At 48.4% G+C, this 21,799-nt stretch carries 14 protein-coding genes and 1 pseudogene; 5 read left to right on the top strand and 10 right to left on the bottom strand.

The genetic code is table 11. The annotated features are described in order from the left end of the window. Nucleotides 1-40: 40 nt before the first annotated feature. Nucleotides 41-475, bottom strand: a complete 435-nt coding sequence (gene queF, locus KJA68_RS07715; protein WP_420887638.1) for a preQ(1) synthase — start codon at nucleotides 473-475, stop codon at nucleotides 41-43. A 62-nt stretch (nucleotides 476-537) separates the two neighbouring features. Between queF and smc the strand changes: the two genes are divergently transcribed. After that, entirely contained in the window at nucleotides 538-4,062 is a 3,525-nt protein-coding gene (smc, locus tag KJA68_RS07710; protein ID WP_213036376.1) for a chromosome segregation protein SMC, read from the top strand. A 150-nt stretch (nucleotides 4,063-4,212) separates the two neighbouring features. Here smc and glk read toward each other — a convergent pair whose 3' ends face one another. The 6 genes from glk to KJA68_RS07680 all read right to left on the bottom strand — a co-directional run bounded on the left by glk (nucleotide 4,213) and on the right by KJA68_RS07680 (nucleotide 13,556). After that, nucleotides 4,213-5,199, bottom strand: coding sequence for a glucokinase (glk, locus tag KJA68_RS07705; RefSeq protein ID WP_213036361.1), 987 nt, complete (start codon nucleotides 5,197-5,199; stop codon nucleotides 4,213-4,215). A 175-nt stretch (nucleotides 5,200-5,374) separates the two neighbouring features. After that, complete coding sequence (locus tag KJA68_RS07700) at nucleotides 5,375-8,011, bottom strand: cation-translocating P-type ATPase (protein WP_213036360.1); 2,637 nt, start codon at nucleotides 8,009-8,011, stop codon at nucleotides 5,375-5,377. Nucleotides 8,012-8,313: 302 nt separating this feature from the next. Continuing rightward, nucleotides 8,314-10,734, bottom strand: coding sequence for a Lon protease family protein (locus tag KJA68_RS07695; RefSeq protein WP_213036359.1), 2,421 nt, complete (start codon nucleotides 10,732-10,734; stop codon nucleotides 8,314-8,316). Nucleotides 10,735-11,138: 404 nt separating this feature from the next. Next, entirely contained in the window at nucleotides 11,139-11,801 is a 663-nt protein-coding gene (gene mobA, locus KJA68_RS07690; protein WP_213036358.1) for a molybdenum cofactor guanylyltransferase MobA, read from the bottom strand. 142 nt (nucleotides 11,802-11,943) lie between these two features. After that, nucleotides 11,944-12,681, bottom strand: coding sequence for an ankyrin repeat domain-containing protein (locus KJA68_RS07685; protein ID WP_213036357.1), 738 nt, complete (start codon nucleotides 12,679-12,681; stop codon nucleotides 11,944-11,946). A gap of 707 nt (nucleotides 12,682-13,388) precedes the next feature. Then, entirely contained in the window at nucleotides 13,389-13,556 is a 168-nt protein-coding gene (locus tag KJA68_RS07680) for a hypothetical protein (RefSeq protein WP_213036356.1), read from the bottom strand. Nucleotides 13,557-13,834: 278 nt separating this feature from the next. On the opposite strand from KJA68_RS07680, the gene fabI reads away from it, so the two are divergent. After that, entirely contained in the window at nucleotides 13,835-14,623 is a 789-nt protein-coding gene (gene fabI / locus KJA68_RS07675) for an enoyl-ACP reductase FabI (protein WP_213036355.1), read from the top strand. 158 nt (nucleotides 14,624-14,781) lie between these two features. Here the strand turns inward: fabI and pbpG are convergent, their stop codons facing one another. Both pbpG and KJA68_RS07665 read right to left on the bottom strand, forming a co-directional pair. Further along, complete coding sequence (gene pbpG / locus KJA68_RS07670) at nucleotides 14,782-15,819, bottom strand: D-alanyl-D-alanine endopeptidase (RefSeq protein WP_246487107.1); 1,038 nt, start codon at nucleotides 15,817-15,819, stop codon at nucleotides 14,782-14,784. Nucleotides 15,820-16,093: 274 nt separating this feature from the next. Beyond that, nucleotides 16,094-17,326, bottom strand: a complete 1,233-nt coding sequence (locus KJA68_RS07665) for an MFS transporter (RefSeq protein ID WP_213036354.1) — start codon at nucleotides 17,324-17,326, stop codon at nucleotides 16,094-16,096. A gap of 104 nt (nucleotides 17,327-17,430) precedes the next feature. Between KJA68_RS07665 and grpE the strand changes: the two genes are divergently transcribed. The 3 genes from grpE to dnaJ all read left to right on the top strand — a co-directional run bounded on the left by grpE (nucleotide 17,431) and on the right by dnaJ (nucleotide 21,499). Next, on the top strand, nucleotides 17,431-17,979 hold the full coding sequence (gene grpE, locus KJA68_RS07660) for a nucleotide exchange factor GrpE (protein WP_281412153.1): 549 nt from the start codon (nucleotides 17,431-17,433) through the stop codon (nucleotides 17,977-17,979). A 158-nt stretch (nucleotides 17,980-18,137) separates the two neighbouring features. After that, entirely contained in the window at nucleotides 18,138-20,072 is a 1,935-nt protein-coding gene (gene dnaK / locus KJA68_RS07655; protein WP_213036352.1) for a molecular chaperone DnaK, read from the top strand. A 284-nt stretch (nucleotides 20,073-20,356) separates the two neighbouring features. Next, entirely contained in the window at nucleotides 20,357-21,499 is a 1,143-nt protein-coding gene (gene dnaJ / locus KJA68_RS07650) for a molecular chaperone DnaJ (protein WP_213036351.1), read from the top strand. Nucleotides 21,500-21,685: 186 nt separating this feature from the next. Here the strand turns inward: dnaJ and KJA68_RS07645 are convergent. Further along, a pseudogene (locus KJA68_RS07645) lies at nucleotides 21,686-21,799 on the bottom strand (IS630 family transposase); the annotation flags it as partial.

Genomic DNA, 21,799 nt, shown 5'->3' with positions numbered 1-21,799 from the left:
AATTGCCACATGGATCAAGCGGCTTAGCAGGCGGATTCTACTAATCCCGCGTGTTGGACTGTTTTTCAAACGCTATCAGATCCACTTGAGGCTGCGCTTGCCACCCGATCTTGCGGTGTTCCGCCAGCACATTTGTAAAAATGCCACCACGAACATAAAATTTAGCGGTAAGACGCATAAATCTCGGCTGGATGGCTGCAACCAGATCATCCAGTATCCGGTTGGTCACTTCTTCATGAAAATGACCCTCATCGCGATAAGACCAGGTATAAAGTTTAAGACTTTTCAGCTCGATACATTTCGCGTCCGGGATGTAATCCAGGATCAGTGTGGCAAAATCAGGCTGGCCGGTCTTGGGACAAAGGCAGGTAAACTCTGGTATCAGCATATGAATGTGATAATCCCGCCCCGGGCTAGGGTTGGAAAATGTTTCCAGCGCCTTGCTGGGTACAGCTTTACTGGGCAAAGTGCTCATTTTGATATGCCTTGTAGGTCAGTTAAAATGCACCTCACATTATAATGATCAACTGATTGAAATTGCGTCTTTCTCACATCAAAATCGCCGGATTCAAATCATTTGTTGATCCAGCCCATATTACTCTGCCGGGACAAATAGTTGGCATTGTCGGCCCGAACGGCTGCGGAAAATCCAATATTATCGATGCACTGCGCTGGGTCTTGGGTGAATCCCGGGCTTCGGTGCTGCGCGGCGATTCCATGCAGGACGTGATTTTTAACGGCTCTTCCAAACGAAAGCCCGTCTCCCGTGCCAGCGTTGAACTGATTTTCGACAACTCCCGCGGTAAAGCCGTCAGCCAGTGGTCCGGCTATAGCGAAATCTCGATCAAGCGCGTACTTCTGCGTGATGGTGATTCCAGCTACCACATCAATAATCAGCATGTACGGCGCAAGGATGTCACCGATATCTTTCTTGGCACCGGACTGGGAGCAAGGGCTTATGCCATCATCGAGCAGGGCATGATCTCGCGCATCATCGAAGCCAGACCGGAAGAACTCCGCATGTTTCTGGAAGAAGCTGCAGGAGTATCCAGGTACCGCGATCGGCGGCGCGAAACCGAGCTGCGGATTGCCGATACACAAGGAAATCTGCTCCGCGTAGACGACATTCTGCAAGAACTGACACATCAGCTTGCCCACCTGGAAGTACAAGCAGCGATTGCCATGCAATACCGCGAACTACAGTCGAAACGCGATACCGCACAGAAGCTTCTCTGGCTGCTCAATAAACAAGAATCCCAGATACGGCAGCATCGTTTTTCCCAGGCTCTGGAAAAAACCAAGAACGAGCTGGAAGCAGAATCCGCGCGTATGCACGAAATGGAAAATCAACTGGAAAGCATGCGTAACGAACATTATGTGCAATCCGATGCGATTCATGCCCGACAGGGCGACCTCTATGCTGTCAACGCCGAGATTGCCAGACTGGAGCAGCAACTTGCCTACTCCAGCGCCCAACGAACTCGCCTGACCCAGCAGTTAGCCAATAACCGACAGCAGATCAAGCTTCAACAGGAACAGTTGCATGGCATCCAGTCTTCGTTGAACCAATGGCAAAAAAAACTGGAGGAAGCCTATACCCAAGTTGCAGACCAGGAAAACCGTGTGAACACTGAAACCTGTAATCTGCCTCAGGCCGAGGAATCAGCACGCGACACCCAGGCACTTCACAACTCGATGCAGCTCGAACAGATGGCCTTGCATCAGCAACTGCAACTGGCCCAAACACAATGCGAACATATCCAGCTCAATATACAGAGGCTGGAAGCACGCCGTGAACGCCTGCTGCTTGAACGGGAGCATCTCCCGCCAGTGGATCAAGAAGCATTGACAGAAGCCCGGCATATCCTGGTTGAACTGGAATGTGATCGAGAAGAGCGGCAACTGCAGCTGGCTCAACTCCAGGCATATCTGTCCGGAGCACATACGGAGCGCAAAGAACAACGCGCAGCCATGCAGGAACAGGAACGGGAACAAGCACAGGCACATGCCAGACTATCGGCACTGGAAGAACTCCAGGAACAGGCTGATCACGATAATCGCCTTAAACAGTGGCTGGCCAGGCATCAGCTGCATCAGCATCCGCGACTCTGGCAATCCATCCGCATCGAGCCTGGATGGGAAGATGCAATCGAGGCCGTCCTGCGCGAACGCGTTAATGCGCTGACGTTGCCCCGGCTGGAAGATGCCGCCTACTGGGAAGAACCGCCCCCGTCCAGGTTTACGGTATATGAAGCGGAAGATATGCCTCTGTTCGAGACACGGAAAAATGTTGGGCTGCTCCCCTTCGGACAATTTGTCCGCTGTCAGGATACACAGACTGCTTGCGTGATGGCCAACTGGCTGTCTGACATCTATGTCACTGAATCCATAGTGCAAGGATTGAGCCTGCGTCGGCAGCTTCCTGCCGGTGCATGGTTCGTAACCCCGAAAGGACATCTGATTGGCACCTGCAGCATTTTGTTCCATGCTCCGGACAATCATGTGCATGGGATACTGGCCCGGCAGCGGGAAATGGAACGTTTATTGGAAGTTGTACAACAACTGGAGCAACGGGTTACCCATAGCCAGCGTCAGACTGCACTCGCAGAGGAAAGCTGCCGTGGCATTGAAAATCGTATTGCATTGTTGCGCGCGATGGACAGCGAATTACAGAAACGCCAGCACGAAGTACAGGTGGACATTCTAAAACTAACCCAGGCCGGCGAACGCAGCCAGGATCGCACTTCCCAGATCGATTTCGAATTGAAGGAGCTGTCTGAACAGTCTGCTTCAGAAAAACAGCGTTTCCTGGAAATTCGTGAGCGCATGGAAATGCTGCATGAAACCATCGAAGTCCAGCAGAGAGAAACCGAACAGGTCAAGTTGCAGATGCGCTCCCGTGAATCCGAGCTGCGCCTGCAGCGTGAAAAACTTCAGGAACTGCGAAACGAATTGCAGGAGGCCCGCTTTCTGGTCAAAACCTGCATGGAAAAAATCGCAGACCTGAATCACAACCTCACCCAGACCGGATTGACTGTTGCGCAACTGGAATCCATGCTCATCCAGACCCAGGCAGAACTGGATCAGATCAATGACGAACCAGACAGGCAGCAGCTTCAGGAATCGCTAGAAAACCGACAAGCTCAGGAACAGGCAATGGTAGAGATGCGAAACCAGCTGGAGCAAACTACCCGAATGCTCAGCCAGCAGGAACAGGCACGGCTGTCTTGCGAGCAAAAACTTCCCCCTCTACGTGAAAAAATCAATGAATGGTCCCTGAAGGAACAGGAAGCACGTCTGCAATATGAGCACTGGGCAGAACAATTGCAAGGGATGGACGAGACGACCCTGCTTCCCATGCTGGCAGGCGCAAACTTGAAACCGGATACATTGCATAATGAACTGATTCGACTGGATACCGAGATAGCCGGACTGGGTGCGGTGAACCTTGCCGCACTCGAGGAATTACAGTCCTGCCAGGAGCGGAAAACCTATCTGGACATCCAGGCAAAAGACCTGAACGAGGCAATGGATACACTACAAAAAGCGATCCGCCGCATCGACAAGGAATCACGCGACTTGCTGATGTCAACCTATGATGAAGTCAATCGCCATCTGGCAGAACTGTTTCCTGTGCTATTCGGAGGTGGGGAAGCGCGACTTGTACTCACTGGAGATGAAATACTGGATAGCGGAATACAGGTCATGGCGCACCCCCCTGGCAAAAAAAATTCCTCCATCCATTTGCTGTCCGGGGGAGAAAAAGCATTGACCGCCCTGGCGCTGGTATTCGCCATGTTCCACCTGAATCCCGCTCCGTTCTGCCTACTGGACGAAGTGGATGCACCACTGGATGACACCAATACCGAGCGGCTGTGCAAATTGATTACAAAAATGGCAGAAAATACCCAGTTCATTTTTATCAGCCACAACAAAATTACCATGGAACTGGCCCAGCAGCTGGTCGGCATCACCATGCAGGAACGCGGGGTATCACATGTGGTGTCCGTGGATATTGAAGAAGCCCTCCGGCTGCGTACTGACAGTACTGTAACCGCATAGCCATTCCCTTGTTCAAAACCAAAATATCCTGATACCAAAAAAGAAAATTTCACAAAACCCGGCATCAAATACTGGCGGAGCAGAACCTGTTCTTTCCAGCCAGCTCCTTCCAGTTTTAACTGGAACCGGTAGCAACCAACCGTTTGGGAATTAAGGAATCAGGCGAAATGCTGCCAGGCCAGCCCCCTGCAAACCAACCTGTGTATTCTTGACGACATGTACCGGAAAGGTACCCAACAATTCTGTATAACGTCCCTTGTTTCTGAAACCGTGCATAAAGGTTCCCTGTTGCATAGTCTGGATGTTTTTTGCCACGATTCCCCCTGCTATATAAATACCGCCTCGCGGCATGAGTGCCAGAGCAAGATTCCCCACGAATGCACCATAAATCTGCATGAACAAATTCATCGTCATACGCGCAACTGGTTCATCAATCTGCCTGCAAAAATGGCTAATTGCTTCTGCCGGATCTCCATCACGCATCGCGGCTAGCAGCCGGGAGGAAGGTATCGCATGACCTTTATCGCGTAAAAAATCGAAAATTGCGATCAACCCCGGTCCAGATACAATCCTCTCATAGGAAACATGGGAGTAACGCTTCTGCAGATATCTTAACAATTCATACTGCATGTCATCGGCGGGAGCAAAATCCATATGTCCGCCTTCTGATGCATGTACCGCATATCCATCATCCTGCCAGGTAAGCCAGGTCACCCCGAGGCCCGTACCTGCGCCAGCCACCATGCGAACCCCCTTTGTTCGCGACTCTCCCGGCTGGATCGTCAGCAGATCGGTTGCAGACAGTGTCCCAATTCCGAAACCCACCGCTTCAAAATCATTCATAAGGGAAATTCGGCCAATGCCGAACTGCAGGGCAATTTTGTCTGCATCCACCTCCCATGGAAGGTTGGTCAGTTTTACCCGCCTTCCGGAAACGGGACCCGGCAAGGCAAGGCAAGCCGCGGATATATCCGTCACTCTAGCCTCGTGCAGAAATTCTTCCAGAATTTCTGCCAGGTTTCCATATTTGACGCTGGGATAGGATTTCTGAAACAAGGGAACGGATGCTCCGTTTTCTGCAGTTATTCGCAGCAATGTCTTGGTTCCCCCGATATCCCCGGTTAGTATATGACACATGTTTTCCGCATGCCTGCAAATTTCCCTTCTCAATCCGAACCACAAAACCCGGATACGACTGATACAGCATCGACCTGCAATCAGCCGCCAGGAATCCTTCCCATAACTGCATTCATCACGATCCTTCCAGGAGTCGGCTGCGTTAGACCCATTTCGCAGCTTTCATGCCGGTCAATTAGCCGGCACAATAAATCCATCCCTTCCTTACCAACCATTTCTCAATCTCTACTGCAAAGAATACTATGCTTGACAAGACAAGGCACAGAGCAAGCTCGTTCATGCTTAATGCTTCCGTTTTAAAAACCGGATTAAGAGCAGGAATGTATATTGTTGCCATTTGCAATGCAAAAGTCAGTAAAACAGCAAGAATGAGCAGGGGGTTAGAAAATATGCCCACACTGAACAGCGATTCCGTTTCAGTGCGAATGGCGAGCACATGTCCCATTTGAGAAAGCGTTAAAACAGTGAAAACCATGGTCTGCCAGTGTGCGGATCCGCTGACCATTGCCCAGGCCTGTACCAGGAGACACAGGCCGCCCATCAGTAATCCGACCCATATCATGTGTTGCCACATGCCATTTGCAAATATGCTTTCCCTAAGCGGATGAGGATTGCGGCGCATAACCCCGCGTTCAGACGGTTCTCCGGTCAGCGCCAAGCCGGGCAACCCATCGGTGACAAGATTGATCCATAGAATGTGGATTGGCAATAACGGGATCGGCATACCAAGAAATGGGGCAAGGAAGATCGGCCATATCTCCCCTGCATTGCTGGTCATGGTATATTTGATAAATTTGCGGATATTGTCAAAAATACGCCTCCCTTCTCGTACCGCATGCACAATGGTTGCGAAATTATCATCAAGTAGTACCATGTGAGCGGCCTCCCGCGCCACATCAGTACCCTTGCCCATGGCAATGCCTATATCGGCAGCCTTGAGAGCAGGGGCATCGTTTACCCCATCCCCGGTCATTGCCACGACCTCGCCCCTGTTTTGAAGCGCCCGAACGATTTTTATTTTCTGGGCAGGATTCACACGTGCATAGACCCGAACATGTTTCACCACCTCCTCGAAATCTGCCAAGGTCAGCCGGTCCAGCTCAACGCCTGTCATCACCCTTCCATCATCATGGGCGAGAATACCCAGCTTGCGGGCAATAGTTCGCGCGGTTTCAGGATGATCACCGGTGATCATCACCGGAATGATCCCTGCTGAGATGCACAAGGAAACCGCATCTCCGGCTTCATCGCGTGGTGGGTCTATCAGCCCGACAAAACCAAGAAATACCAGCCCGCTTTCAAGCTCATCAATTTGTTCACTTACTGGCAATTCCCCCCAATGACGACAAGCAACCGCCAGGACGCGCATACCACCTCTTGCCATGAGTTCAGCTTGCTGCAGCAAAAATGTCCGGTCAATTTGCCGCTCCCCATTCGCCATAAGCACACAATCACAGCATGGTAACACTGCTTCCGGTGATCCTTTGGTATAGGCAATACATTGATCACGCGTGCCATGAAAAGTGGTCATGCGCTTGCGTTCCGAATCAAATGGCAATTCTTTAATACGTGGTGCACCGATTTCCAGCGCCTTCTTATTCCAGCCTGCTGCCTGGGCAGCTTCCAGCAATGCTGCCTCGGTCGGTTCTCCGGAAGCCTTGCCAGTGAAATCCACTTGTGCGTCATTGCTCAATGCCAGCCCCTGAAACAATGTTGGCCAGGGTTCATTTTTGTTTTCTGCTCCAAATGCGCTGTGTAACGTGGCATCCGTGTAAATCACGACAACATGCATTCTGTTCTGGGTTAGCGTACCGGTTTTATCTGAGCAGATATATGTAACCGATCCCAGTGTCTCGACAGCTGACAAACGGCGAATCAAGGCTTGCTGCCTGATCATCTTGCGCGCGCCCAGCGCCAGCGAAACTGTCACCACTGCGGGCAACGCTTCTGGAATCGCCGCGACTGCCAGACTGACCGCGGTCATGAACATCAGCAATACCGGCTCACCGCGCAACAAGCCAACCACAAATACCAGCAGACAGATTGTCAACGCGGCCAGCGCCAATAGCTTACTGAACCGTGCCAGCCGTTGTTGAAGCGGGGTTTTCAGTTCGCTTTCTGCACTCAGCAGCGCAGCCACTTTGCCCAGCTCGCTATTCATACCGGTTGCCACCACCAGACCACGCGCACGCCCGTATGTAACAATCGTGCCCTTGTAAGCCAGACATACCCTGTCTCCCAGCGGTATATCGGAAATGGTCAATGCGCGGGTTTGCTTCTCCGCCGCAACCGATTCACCGGTCAGGGCAGATTCATCGATTCTGAGCTGGGCTGCTTCTATGATACGTAAATCAGCGGGAACCATATTGCCTGCTTCAAGCAAGACTACATCACCTGGAACCAGCACCGGTGCATTGACACTTTTGATCAAACCGTCACGCAGCACCCGTGCTCCCGCTCCAGTCATGCGCTTGAGTGCAGCCATAGCCTGTTCTGCCCGGTATTCCTGGACAAACCCGATCAGCGCATTGATGACAACAATAACGATAATGACAGCGGCGTCCTGCATGTCACCCATCACACCGGAAATCACTGCCGCACCGATCAGCACAATAATCATGAAATCTGCGAACTGGTCAAACAGCATCCGCCAGGCAGAACGTGTGCTTGTTTCCTTTAGTTCATTACTCCCGTGGTCCTCCAGACGTTTAGCGGCCTCGGCCTCACTCAATCCGGTTTGAAGATTAGACCCAAGGCTTTCTCCTGCATCTTCAACGGTCAGTGTGTGCCAGTTTTTATTATGATGGTTCATTTAAGAAAATGGATCTCAGAATCATCCTGCATAAACAATTTCATGGATATCCGAACAGGCTGGCAGTTTCCATGTGAAAATATGACTTCCCCGCCAAGTTGAACAAGGTTGATTCAGGCGGACAACCAGATACCGCTACGGAGACCCCAGTCATCCACGAAGATAATGAGAATTACAAATAATTCCCTTATCCCTATCTCATACATGATTCAATGGTATATCAGAAAAACCCCAGTACTGAACCACAGGCCAATCAAACAAGGGAACAGCAGGCACCCTGGATGTATTTAAAATTGGGTCATTCAGCGCAGATGCCTTTTCCCTTCTTTCTGATGATCCCGCAACTGACAGGCACGACGGTAAGCATGCAGGGTGCTCTGGACAAGACCCAGCACACTACCTGCAGGATAACTGCCGGTTCCGCCCACAATACCAGCTGGAACTCCTGTAAGTAGTTCAATTCCTTCGCTCGTATGTTCCACCGAATGGATATGGAATAAACCGCTGGCCACAGCCTCAATGACATTCCGTTCCAGCATCAAGTTTCTCCGATTCCGGGATGGAATCAACACCCCCTGACTACCATCCAGACCGGCTGCTTCACAAACACGATAATACCCCTCTATTTTTTCGTTGACCCCACCTACCGGCAACACTTCACCGTACTGATTAACCGCACCTGTTACGGCAATTCCTTGTTTGAGGGGCAAACCGGACAGGGATGAAAACAAGACATAAAGTTCTGCGCAAGAAGCAGAATCTCCTTCTACTCCATAATAATCCTGTTCAAAAACAATCGATGCATTCATGGCAAGTGGCGCAATATGAGCAAACAAGGCAGACAAATAATTCTGCAGAATCAACACACCCTTATCATGGATCGGCCCGGACATCTCCACTTCGCGACCGATATTGAGCAAACCATCCTCCCCGGCAAAAGTACGGGCAGTGATCCTGACGGGAAGGCCGAAACGGTAATCACCCAAATCTACCTGAGAAAGTCCATTCAGTTGCCCGACATTCTCACCATGTACCGTTATCAGGACATCTCCTTCTGCAATCGACTCCTGTATGCGCTGGGCAGGATAATCATGACGCAGGGAACGCGCACGCAATGCCGCCTCGACATCTCCTTCGTTCACCAGAATGCCAGAACGGGTACGACAAAACGCGGCGCTTTCCATTACCAGAGCCTCGGCTCTGGAAAAAATTGCACTTTGGCGGGTCTGATCCTCTGCTTCCCGATGAGAATCTTCGAGCATCCGCGCTACCGCGGCGGCTGTAAAATGCGGCAACCCCAGATTGTGGCTAGCATGGGCAATAAAAATTGATGAGGCGCGGCGAGTTTCAGGACTGGATAAAAAGCTCTCCGCAAAATCCACCTTGACGCGAAAACTACGTGCAAACTCCGGATCATGTTCCTGTAAATCATAATATTGTTCGCGTGAGCCAATTAGAATGATTTTCACATCAACATGAACCACTTCCGGTATAAGCGAAACAGCCGCCATCGGCGAAAAAGCCATGCCTGGCTCTTCGATTTGCAGTTTTCCGCTGCGTAGGAAACGTCGCAACTTCTCCCAGATCATCTCATCGGCCAATAAATCACGAAGATGCAGCATTAAAAAACCACCATGCCCTTTGTGCAGGACACCTGCTCGGATCCGGGTAAAATTCGTTACCAGCACATCGCTTTCGGACTGATATTCGATACTGCCAAACAATGAATGGAATGTAGGGTTATCTTCTACAAGCACCGGCGCACCTTTCAGGCCATGATTGTCCACCACCAGATTAACTCTGTAGCGTGATAATACTTTCCCCAAAATATCCGAATGGCTTTCCTCATCCATATCAGCAGTCTTGAATAACTCAAGATGATTGAGCACATCTTGCATGACCTGCTCAAGATACGCATCCAGCTTTGCATAATCCTGATATTTGTGATCCAGCCCATGCCTGATTTCCTGCAATTCACGGTCCAATACCGGCTTTACCACCTGGCGGCGTAACTCTACAAGGCCATTGATCTTCAATCGCTCCAGAGGCCGCATTTCCTCAAAATATCCGGCAATTTTTGCTCTTAATTCCTGCTCTGCCTGGTTTATCTCGGCTCTTTTCTCTTTTGGCAGAGCAAGCACTTCATCTTCTGTAAGCGCATGCTTTTTCTTGCCCAGCAACGTAAACACCATGCGCCCTGCCTCACGCTGAATTGAAAAGCTGCGCATTTCGGCAAATATCTCGAGCTCACTGAAAATTCTGGATTCTGCCTCCTTGTAGTTTCGTTCAATACGTTCGCTTTCGGCCTTGAACTCCTGTCCCTCCAGACACCCTGGAATTTCCGACTGTATTGATTTCACCAGATGTGCCAGCAGATTGCGCAACAAACGCCCTTGCCCTGCAGGAAGAAACAGGGCCTGGGGTCTTTCGGGCGCATCAAAATTATGCAGATAACATAAATCCGGAGGGAGTGCTTTATTGGATGCGGCGGCCTCCATGGCCTGCCTAAGCAAGGAAGACCGACCGCTTCCGGTCTCACCCAGTACAAATAAATTATAGTTGGGCTGATCCATCCCCAGCCCGAATCGGGCGGCCATTTCCGCACGTTCCTGCCCAATCCAGGGGAGTGAATCGTATTGCAACTCTGAAGTATCAGAAAACCCGAGGGACTCGGGAATGATGTTAAAGCGAAGATCGGCGGGTATTAGATTTGAAATGGACATTTTCACCACAAAATTATAATTAACCGTTTAATTTATAAAATTAATTTTTGAATGTAATCAATCTGTTTTTCCAAAATTCTCTCAAATCATGAAAAAATCCGCATTTAGCAAAGGCATTAAAATCCCGGGTGCAAAACAACAGCCAGACAGGTAACAGGACACCCCCCTGCTCATATAAAAAAGATTCTCAAAAGAAATGACAACTGATATTTCAGGAAATACTCTGCCACATGGGGGGTTCTGCACGGCCCGACTTAATTTCAGCAATCTTTGCGAATTCTCTTTATCCCTGGATATACACCGTGTGGAAATAACAGAAATAACGACCTTGCCATTACTGTGCTTATGGTGAACCTGATTATCCAACCTCAGTCTGAATATCAGACATTAAGCTATTGAATCATTTATTTTACTTCTCTGTTGCACATCAATGAATCAGGAAATTCCCTGGCAACTTCCAGCTCTAAAATTGCTTTCGCAAAAACCAAATCATCGGGTGTATTGATATTTTTAAATGCCGTTTCATTATCAAATTGAGCCTCGCCCAATTGCAAGGTTTCCAGCCAGCCATTAACCTTGCGCCCTCCTGAAGCCAGATAATTATCCAACTTCAAAAGCACGCTTTTATGATACAGGGCAATGGTAGGTTGCCGCCTCCCTGCGACCAGAACCACAGAAGCCTCCTTCCTGCCAGACTGTCTCACCGCCTCGAATAAACCAGAAATCAAATTATCTGGCAGGAATGGGGTATCGCAAGGGACACTCACAACCCAGTCATGTCGTGCACATCGTAAAGCAACCTGCAATCCTGCAAGTGGACCCGGCCAATCCGGAATCTGATCCGCAATAATGGAATAGCCAAAACATGAATATGGGTCAAGCTCTCCATTCGCATTAATTAATATTTCTTCACTCTGATGACTGACTGAATCCAAAACCCAACCAATCAATGACCTTCCATGCAACAGCTTCAAACCTTTTTCCCCGCCGATGCGTGTGCCTAATCCCCCCGCTAGAATTACAGTAGTCACTGCGGGACGCGGCAAATCCGACGAAATTCTTTCCAATTTAATCCTGCCTCTGCTCATGCAATGCAACGTTAAAACTCAAGCCTGATAAATTGAAACGATGATATCTCCCGTTCACTGAATTTAGCGTTACGAAAAAATTTGGTTTCACCGGCACAGCCCCCGTACTGGATCTGATTGACTACAAATTATTTGCGCTGATCGATTTGATGTATTCTTGCGCCTCGCCAGAAGTCGTTTCTTCAGCGAACAATCCATATTTATTTTTAATGGCAGGATCTGCGCCATATTCAATTAAAATTTTGGCAGTATTGAGATTATTCGCACAATGTAATGCAGTATTCCCCTTTTTATAAATTCCGCCCCTGGATAAAGTCCCTCCTCTTGCAAGCTGGGCATTTGGATTGGCGCCGCCGATCAATAAGCGATGTGCTACTTTCGAATGGTTAACCCATATATGGAGGGGGGTAAAGCTATCTTTATCTCTCAAATTTACACTGGCGCCACATTCAATTAAATAAATGGCGATATCAGGGTCATCAACCTCGAATAATGGGGTCCGGTTATTATTATCCAAAATATTGAGGTCAGCACCATTATCGATCAACAGTCGAGCCGCTTCTTTGCTGGAAACATAATGCAATGGCGTTTTACCCAGAAAATCACGGATATTCACATCCGCCCCTTCTTTAATTACACACGCCATTTTCTCCAGATCGTTATCCCAAGTGGCTTCCATCAAGGCATCATTATCCTGCTTTGCCAGAAAGGCATTATTATCTTCTGTGCGAATAACTGCAGCCGCTTGCTTTGCTGCAATTGCTCCTTCATCTTCCTCCAGTATGATTGTTTTTGCTTTCCCAAACAGAGGATTATTTTCATCTGCTAATTCCGTTACTACTTTTGGCAAAATTGTCATAAGGAAACTCCTGGGGAAATAAAATTGTCCAGTATTTATGAAAAACCTGTTTAACCTGCAAGCCTTAATTAAACTCCAATATCAAGGAACCTGATATTTTCCTGTTTCCACACTCGTGAAAACAGCTTGACTCTGAAGCTGGCCGAAATATTGAATTTAAGCCGGATCGCAACCAGACCAAAATTAAAAAATACCAACTTGCCTCTCTCGTAAATACACATTCTTGCAGTTTCAATATTAAGTAGAAAATTCTGTATATTCCGCCTATCCAGCAGCTCCATTATATAAAACCTTAATCAAATTTTTCAAAACAGAAAGTGACCATGGTAGCATGTACCGGACTGAAAATAGCGCTGCTTTCAGTTATTAAGGCGATGTAAACCGACCTGAACCTATGACGTTCATTACCCATAAAAAATTCCGCTTGCCTGCCATGTATCACCTCGACCACCGGCAACCTGACGACTAGAATTATTCCCGCAGGTAACCTGCCCGGTTTTTTCAGATCCATGTAACTTGGAGTAACTCCAGTTAGCAAATGGTTATTTTGCTTCCCAAAGACAGGCACATACCGCGCTTGACCGTGCGATCTGCCATCAGCGTACAAGCACGTCGTTCGATGGCTCCCCCTCGATGCGTAGAAGGCCGCATCCGACACTCCTGTATGCTTACCACTTTTTACGACGACCTCTTTCATGATTTCAATTTCAAGATCGCGCCCCGCCAGCAATTCCTTTAGCCGTACATTCTTCTTTTTTATCAGGCTCCTGGTTCAGGGGGGCATCATCCACCGTCATTCCTGAAACTACTTGTTCCAGCCGTAGATGCATTACTCGTTCATTCTGTACCGCTTTGACACTTCGGGAATATGCCATTGTCCGACTCCCGCAAAATCCGGACAATCTGTTCGTCACTATGTCGACTCTTCTGCATGTCTTCCTCGCTTTCACAAAAAGCAATCTTTTCTAAGATTATCGCTAATCCGAAAATCCCAGGGCAAGCCACTCCGCCTTCTATCCATCATAAAAACCTGTCCATTCCCAGAAACCTGAAACTTTTTAGCTCATATCTGAACCAGCATTACGCATGAACATGCGTAGTACGGTTATAATTGCATGAATTTTTCCAGCAACAATCTGATCAAGGGAGTAACATGGGTTTTCTTGCAAACAAACGCATACTGATTACTGGTGTAATAAGCAATCGCTCCATTGCATATGGTATTGCGCAAGCCATGCGGCGCGAAGGCGCAGAACTGGCATTCACTTTTCAGGGAGATCGCATACGAGATCGGGTACATGAACTAGCCGACGAGTTTGGCAGTAAATTAGTATTCCCGTGCGATGTATCGAGTGATGCGGAAATTCACCAACTATTTACAAGCCTTAACCTACACTGGGATCAATTTGACGGCTTCGTACATGCAATCGCCTATTCTCCGCGCGAAGCTTTAGCAGGTGAGTTTCTTGACGGATTTACCCGCGAATCCTTTCAGATTGCGCATGACATCAGCTCATATAGTTTTCCGGCAATGGCCAAAGCAGCCCTGCCAATGATGGAGGGTCGCGCAGCATCACTTCTGACATTGAGCTACTTAGGTGCCGTACGTACCATGCCACACTATAATGTGATGGGGCTAGCCAAGGCGAGCCTAGAGGCAAGTGTCCGCTATCTGGCAATGAATCTGGGGCGCAAGGGAATACGGGTCAATGGCATTTCCGCAGGCCCAATCAAGACACTAGCTTCAGCTGGCATTGCCGACTTTAACAAACTATTGAACTACAACGCAAAAAATGCACCATTGAAACGCAATGTCACCACGGAAGAGGTAGGCAACGCCGCGGCCTTTCTTTGCAGCGATCTAGCCAGCGGTATCACCGGGGAAATTACCTATGTCGATGGCGGCTTCAATACTACCGCGCTGGGAACGACTGAACCCTAACCTGACCGAAGCATCCTTGATCGTTCGACCCGGATAATCGCCAAAAATACATTTTTATTATCAGCCAAACTTAGAAATGGCGGTCGTACATATTTTTGACATGCCATTTTTAAATATGCTGAAAACCGGATTATTCCTTTCAGGGCTGCACCAGTAGCTTACCCTCTCTGTATATTACGTCCGCGCATGGCGGAAGTTTCCATCCATTTTTTTATACGGTTAGCATCGCCAACCCGCGTATGCTTACCCTGCGAATCCAATAAAACAATGATCACCGGGCGTTGCATGATATGCGCCTGCATCACCAGGCAGCGCCCTGCTTCATTAATATAACCGGTTTTACTTACCCCTATATCCCAAGATGCATTTTTAACCAGTGGATTAGTATTTCCAAAACGCAAAGGCGGGAATCCCGGAGCCTCAATTATATGTGAAGCGGTAGTACTGTACTCATGGATCGCTTTATAGTTTTTGGCCGCACTCAACATTCTGACCAAATCCTGCGCAGTGGAAGTATTGCCACTATTTAACCCGGTCGCATCAAGAAAATGGGTGTGGGTCATGCCCAGTTCGCGCGCCTTGGCATTCATCTTCGCCACGGCTACTTTGGTACCCCCGGGGTAAGTTCGCGCCAAGGCAGCAGCGGCACGATTTTCGGAAGACATTAATGCCAGATTGAGCAATTCTCCACGTGTCAGCGTCATGCCAGCGCGCATACGCGAATGAGTACCTTTGAGAGTATCAAAATCAAACTCACTAATGGTAATTTTTTCATCCAAGGGCAACTCCGCGTCCAGCACCACAATCGCAGTCATAAGTTTAGTTATCGACGCAATAGGAGCAACTGCATTGGCATTCTTGCTAAACAATGGCCTCTGCTCCTGTTCGTCGTAAATCAGTGCAATGGAGGAACCCAGTTTCGGCGAAACACTATGGGCTGAAACCTTTTTGGCATGATTGCGAACTGAATGTCTGGCAATTATTTTATGGTGTTTTTTCGTGATTGCCCGGTGCTTCCTGCTGCTTGTTCTATGTTTTTTTGGCGTAGCCAGCCCGGAAGCTGTTTTTTTTACGGCAGGTTTTTTTGGAATTACTTTCTTGGAAAGTATTTTTGGAGGAATTTCTGTATCCGGTGCAGCCTGTACTGCCAGCGCGGGCGTCAACAGCAATAACAGCATCAAGAGTTTCTTGCACATATCATTACCAATGGATAACAATTTAATTAAGCATATTACGTTATTAAAATAAATCAAAATTCAAAAATGATCAAGAAATGATCAAGGGCCATGCAGAACTAACCTAAAAAGCACCTAAAACTCAACCCCAGGACACCAGACTCACCACAGTTATTTTAAATAAATCCTTATTAAACCAGATACATATAAAAATAAAATTTTGATTACTTATTTACGGGCTTATTATAATGATTTATCACCATCATGATGCCTGAATTGCCTATCTATTGTAACGCTATACAGCAGGGTCAGGTGGATGAACTTGAGAAGCTACCCCCCTGAGTTTCCATAGTATCAGGAACATACCCAGCAGCGCCGACACGGAACTGAACAGATACATCACGCTTGCCCCCCAGTGCTGCCATAATGGCCCGCTTAGCAGCCCACCAATCATGCCGCCTGCCCCATAGGTAATACTGCCAAATAGCGCTTGCCCCCTGGACTGGTGCCTGCCACGAAAAAACTGATGTACTAACGCCATGGAAACCGCGTGGAAAGCTCCAAATGTAGCAGCATGCAGAATTTGGGCGAAAAGCAACCAGGGCATCATATTTACCGCCCAGCCGATCAGCAAAAATCGGAGTACGGCACAGGCAAAACTTGCAATCAGGATCTGTGTTAGCGTGAAATGCCGCATAAGCCATGGCATTGCGAAAAAAACGGCAATTTCGCAAATCACTCCCAGCGCCCATAGCCAGCCAACCGCACTTTTCATATAACCATGCTCTACCAGGTAAATGGAATAAAAAGTGTAATATGGCCCATGCGCCAACGCCATCAGGAAACATGCGCCAAACAATGCAAGCACATGCGGCTGCAAAACCAAACGCCGGATCGGCTGGGTATCCGTATGATGTGCCATCACCTCTGTGGGAGGAATCTGGCGTGCGAACAGCAATATACCCAATTTAATCACAAGACCGACCCACAATATCCAAGCGATTGCTATAAAATCAAATGCATAGCCCAGCCCCAGTACCGCCACAATGAATCCGACAGAACCCCAAGAACGAATACGACCATAACGCGCAGTGTGTTTCCCCAGATAGGTCAGTGTAGTCGCCTCCACCAAGGGCATGGATGCACTCCAGAAAAAACTCATTAGCACCATGACCAGCAGCAACCCGGTGAACCCAGTCGTAATAAACACACCCGCATAGCTAGCAGCACTGCATAAGGCTGCCACCTGTACCACCAGTAGCCGCTTACCGGTATGATCCGCAAGCCAGCTCCATAATGCAGGCGATATCATCCGCATCACTGGATGTACCGACATCAAAATTGCAATCTGCATCGCATTAAAACCAATGGAATGCAGATACAGTCCCCAGTAAGGCGAAAACATGCCCACAAAAGCAAAGTAAAAAAAGTAAAACCCGGCAATTCGCCAGTGATAATTTTTCGGGATAGCCACGGCAACAATAGAATGGAATGAAACCTGCAAAACTGGGTTTGCAGGTTTTATCATTATCTCATTTAAAAATCATGCACAAAATAAAGTTGCACCATACTCTTGAAACCAGAAATCATAACCCCATATACACCGTAGCATTTTGTTAAAGAAATCATCAATTGGAGACGCAGATGGAACCAACCGAAGACTCATCCCCACACTCTGAACGGACTGCCCAGGCTGACGAAGCACTTAACCCAGAAGTGATTCCAAGTACAGAAGAAATGCTGCAACAGGCTGAACGCAAAGCACAGGAGCACTACGACGCATGGATGTATGCCAAGGCTGAATGCGAAAATATCCGCCGCCGCGCGCAGGAAGACATTACCAAAGCAAGAAAAATGGCGGTAGAGCATTTCTCCAGCGAAATGCTGATGGTAAAAGACAGCCTGGAAGCAGGTCTGGCAGTTGAAATAGCGACCGTTGAAAGTTTCAAGAGCGGCATGGAACTCACTCTCAAGCAGCTAAACACTGTATTCAGTAAATTCAACATAAAGGAAATCAATCCGGTCGGCGAAAAATTCGACGCCAACTGGCATCAGGCAATCAGCATGATAGAAAGCGAACAGGAAGCCAACACGGTTGTAAGTGTAATGCAGAAAGGATATCAGCTTCACGACCGCGTCTTACGCCCGGCACTCGTAATGGTTGCCAAAGCAAAGAGTTAGCCATTCTAAAAATATAGTCACTTTCTATTTTTATGTATGCGCTTCCAACAGATTTTGCAAAATATGACCGCACCACTTGAAATTTAAAACTACTGCCCACAGATACAAGCTTATATAGGCAGTAAAGAAATCCAACATTACATCGAAAAGGGAACATCATGGGAAAAATTATTGGTATTGACCTGGGCACCACGAACTCGTGCGTTGCGGTCATGGAAAACGGCAAACCTAAAGTCATAGAAAACGCCGAAGGTACCCGTACCACACCGTCCATCATCGCATATATGGAAGACGGTGAAATACTGGTTGGCGCGCCTGCCAAACGACAGGCTGTAACCAATCCGAAAAACACGCTATTTGGTGTAAAACGACTGATCGGTCGCCGCTTTGAAGAACCGATGGTTCAAAAAGACATGGGCATGGTGCCGTATGCCATTGTAAAAGCAAAAAATGGCGACGCATGGGTTAATGTTCGCGACAAAGACATCTCCGTTCCGGAAATTTCCGCGCAGGTACTCGTGAAAATGAAAAAAACTGCGGAAGACTATCTTGGCGAACCAGTCAGTGAAGCGGTTATTACCGTGCCTGCTTACTTCAATGATAGCCAGCGCCAAGCTACCAAAGATGCAGGTCGCATTGCCGGTTTGGAAGTAAAGCGCATCATTAACGAGCCTACTGCAGCTGCACTGGCATTTGGCATGGATAAACAGGAAGGCGACCGGAAAATCGCGGTATATGACCTGGGCGGTGGAACCTTTGATATTTCCATTATTGATATCGCCGAAATTGACGGTGAACACCAGTTTGAGGTGCTGTCCACCAACGGCGACACGTTCCTCGGCGGTGAAGATTTCGACATGCGGGTTATTGAATACCTGGTTGAAGAATTCAAGAAAGAAAATGGAATTGACCTGAAGAAGGATATGCTGGCCCTGCAACGACTGAAAGACGCAGCAGAGAAGGCAAAAATCGAGCTTTCCTCTGCGCAGCAAACAGAAGTCAATCTGCCCTATATCACGGCGGACGCCAGTGGCCCAAAACATCTGGCCATCAAAATGACCCGTGCAAAACTTGAAAGCCTGGTGGAAGATTTGGTAGCACGCACTATAGCCCCATGCAAAATTGCCATGAAAGACGCAGGCGTTTCCACCTCCGATATCTCTGATGTGATCTTAGTAGGGGGTCAGACACGAATGCCGATGGTACAGGAAAAAGTCAAGGATTTCTTCGGGAAGGAAGCCCGGCGAGACGTCAACCCGGACGAAGCTGTAGCCGTAGGAGCAGCTATCCAGGGCGGAGTGCTGCAGGGTGAAGTTAAAGATGTTCTTCTGCTTGATGTCACCCCTCTCAGCCTGGGTATTGAAACCTTGGGTGGCGTTATGACCAAATTGATCAAAAAGAATACCACCATCCCAACCAAGGCATCACAAGTGTTTTCTACCGCAGAAGACAATCAGAATGCGGTGACCATTCACGTGTTGCAAGGGGAACGCGATGTGGTTGCAGGCAACAAAAGTCTGGGACAATTCAATCTTTCCGACATTCCACCAGCTCCGCGTGGCATGCCACAGATTGAAGTAACATTCGATATCGATGCGAATGGTATTTTGCATGTTGGAGCAAAAGATAAGGCAACCGGCAAAGAGTCCAAGATTACCATCAAGGCGAATTCAGGCTTGTCTGAAGCTGAAATTCAAAGAATGGTGCAGGATGCAGAAACGTATGCTGAAGACGACCGCAAAGCTCTCGAATTGGTCGCATCGCGAAATCAGCTGGATGCACTCATCCACTCAACACAGAAATCCATGAAGGAATTCGGAGAGCATCTGACCGAGGACGAAAAATCTGCGATAGAATCAGCCCTGAAGGACGCCCAGGACGTAGTAAAAGGCGATGATAAGGAAATCATTGATTCCAAGGCTGAAGCACTTTCCACTGCCGCACAAAAACTCTCCGAAAAAATGCATGCTGCACAGTCAGGCCAATCCGAGGAAACTGGCGCACATGCAAGTAGTACCAAGGATGACAGTGATGTAGTAGATGCCGAATTTACTGAGGTAAAAGATGAGAAAGAAAAAGGAGAAAAAGGCTGAAGATACAAATGAGATCAACCCTGTCACATCCAATACCTGTTAACCATGCTAGGCAACCTATTGAATGGGCAGGAAAAAGACTTGTAGATTGAAGCCTGCAAATATCACTACAATGACTCGATACAGCGATGCCGTTCCCGGTTATCGCTGTTATCAGTTTTCTGCATATTTAATGCATGAATCAATCCTGCCTTGCCGAACCGGCTGGATTTATATCAATTAACCAAGCGATAAAGCTGTTACACTTTTTTAGCCCTTAACTTTTTTTTCCGCTTCATGCAAAAATGAAAAAACGCGATTATTACGAAGTATTGGGTGTCAACCGTGATGCGTCAGAGGATGAAATTAAAAAATCATACCGCAAGCTGGCCATGAAACATCACCCCGACCGGAACCCGGACAATCCTAAAGCAGAGGAGCTTTTTAAAGAAGCTAAGGAAGCGTATGAAACCCTGTCCGATTCACAAAAGCGTGCCGCCTATGATCAATACGGGCATGCCGCTACCGACGGCGGGATGGGCGGTGGCGGATTCGGGGGAGGATTTGGTGGACGATCAGGGGGCTCCCCTTTCGGAGATATTTTTGGAGATATTTTTGGCGCCGGAATGAGCGGCGCAAGCTCGCGTGAGAGCAGTCATATCCGGCGCGGTGCCGATCTGAGCTATAACTTAGAAATTACCCTGGAACAGGCTGCACGTGGCACCGAAACACAGATACGTGTACCTAGTACAATCAAATGCAATACCTGTCATGGTAGCGGCGCCAAGCCAGGAACAAGCACGACAACCTGCACAACTTGCGGCGGGCACGGACAAGTCCGAATGCAGCAGGGCGGATTCTTTTCTATTCAGCAGACCTGTCCTCGCTGCCATGGTAGCGGCAAATCGATCACATCTCCTTGTGGTTCCTGCCATGGTTCAGGGCGTATCAAGCAGCACAAAACACTGTCGATAAAGATTCCGGCAGGTGTGGATAATGATGACCGTATCCGTCTTTCTGCAGAAGGAGAGCCTGGCATTAACGGCGGCCCTCCGGGTGATCTGTATGTAATCATCCGCATTGCACCTCACTCCGTTTTCCAGCGCGACCACAATGACTTACATTGCGAAATGCCAATCAGCTTTGTTGTGGCAGCGTTAGGCGGTGAAATTGAAATTCCCACTTTGGATGGTTCAGCACGCATCAAAATTCCGCCAGAATCGCAATCCGGCAAGGTTTTCCGTTTACGAGGCAAGGGAATAAAAGGAGTACGAAGTTCAACATTTGGCGACCTGCACTGCCACATCGTAATAGAAACCCCGTCCAACCTGACAGACCGGCAAAAAGAGTTGCTTCGCGAATTTGAACAGATTAACCAGCAGGATAGTGCACGTCATAGCCCGCGCGCAAAATCCTGGATGGACAAGGTCAAGGAATTCTTCGGATAGCATATCCCGTAGTAGTCGAAACCCGATCTGACAGTTACCCGATTTGACGGAAGTGACTGTCAGGTCAAATCCAGCGGTTCAATGTGGTGATTTTATTGTGCCACGCCTCCTTTCCGTCCATTAACGTTTGCATCGGGATTCTTCCGCAACACATATCTTGCACTATTGCTTCGGCCTCATGAAGTCTCAACCGGCGGCATATTTGACCCTGGGATCCTGAAAGAAGCTCATCACCCGCTCGGGTGATTTCTCTAACATGGCCATGTGCTCGTTGGCCGCATCGCGCAGCTTGGCCTTGGT

Source organism: Candidatus Nitrotoga fabula (assembly GCF_905221025.1).
GTDB classification, from domain to species: domain Bacteria; phylum Pseudomonadota; class Gammaproteobacteria; order Burkholderiales; family Gallionellaceae; genus Nitrotoga; species Nitrotoga fabula.
This window is presented reverse-complemented; position numbering and strand designations above follow the sequence as displayed.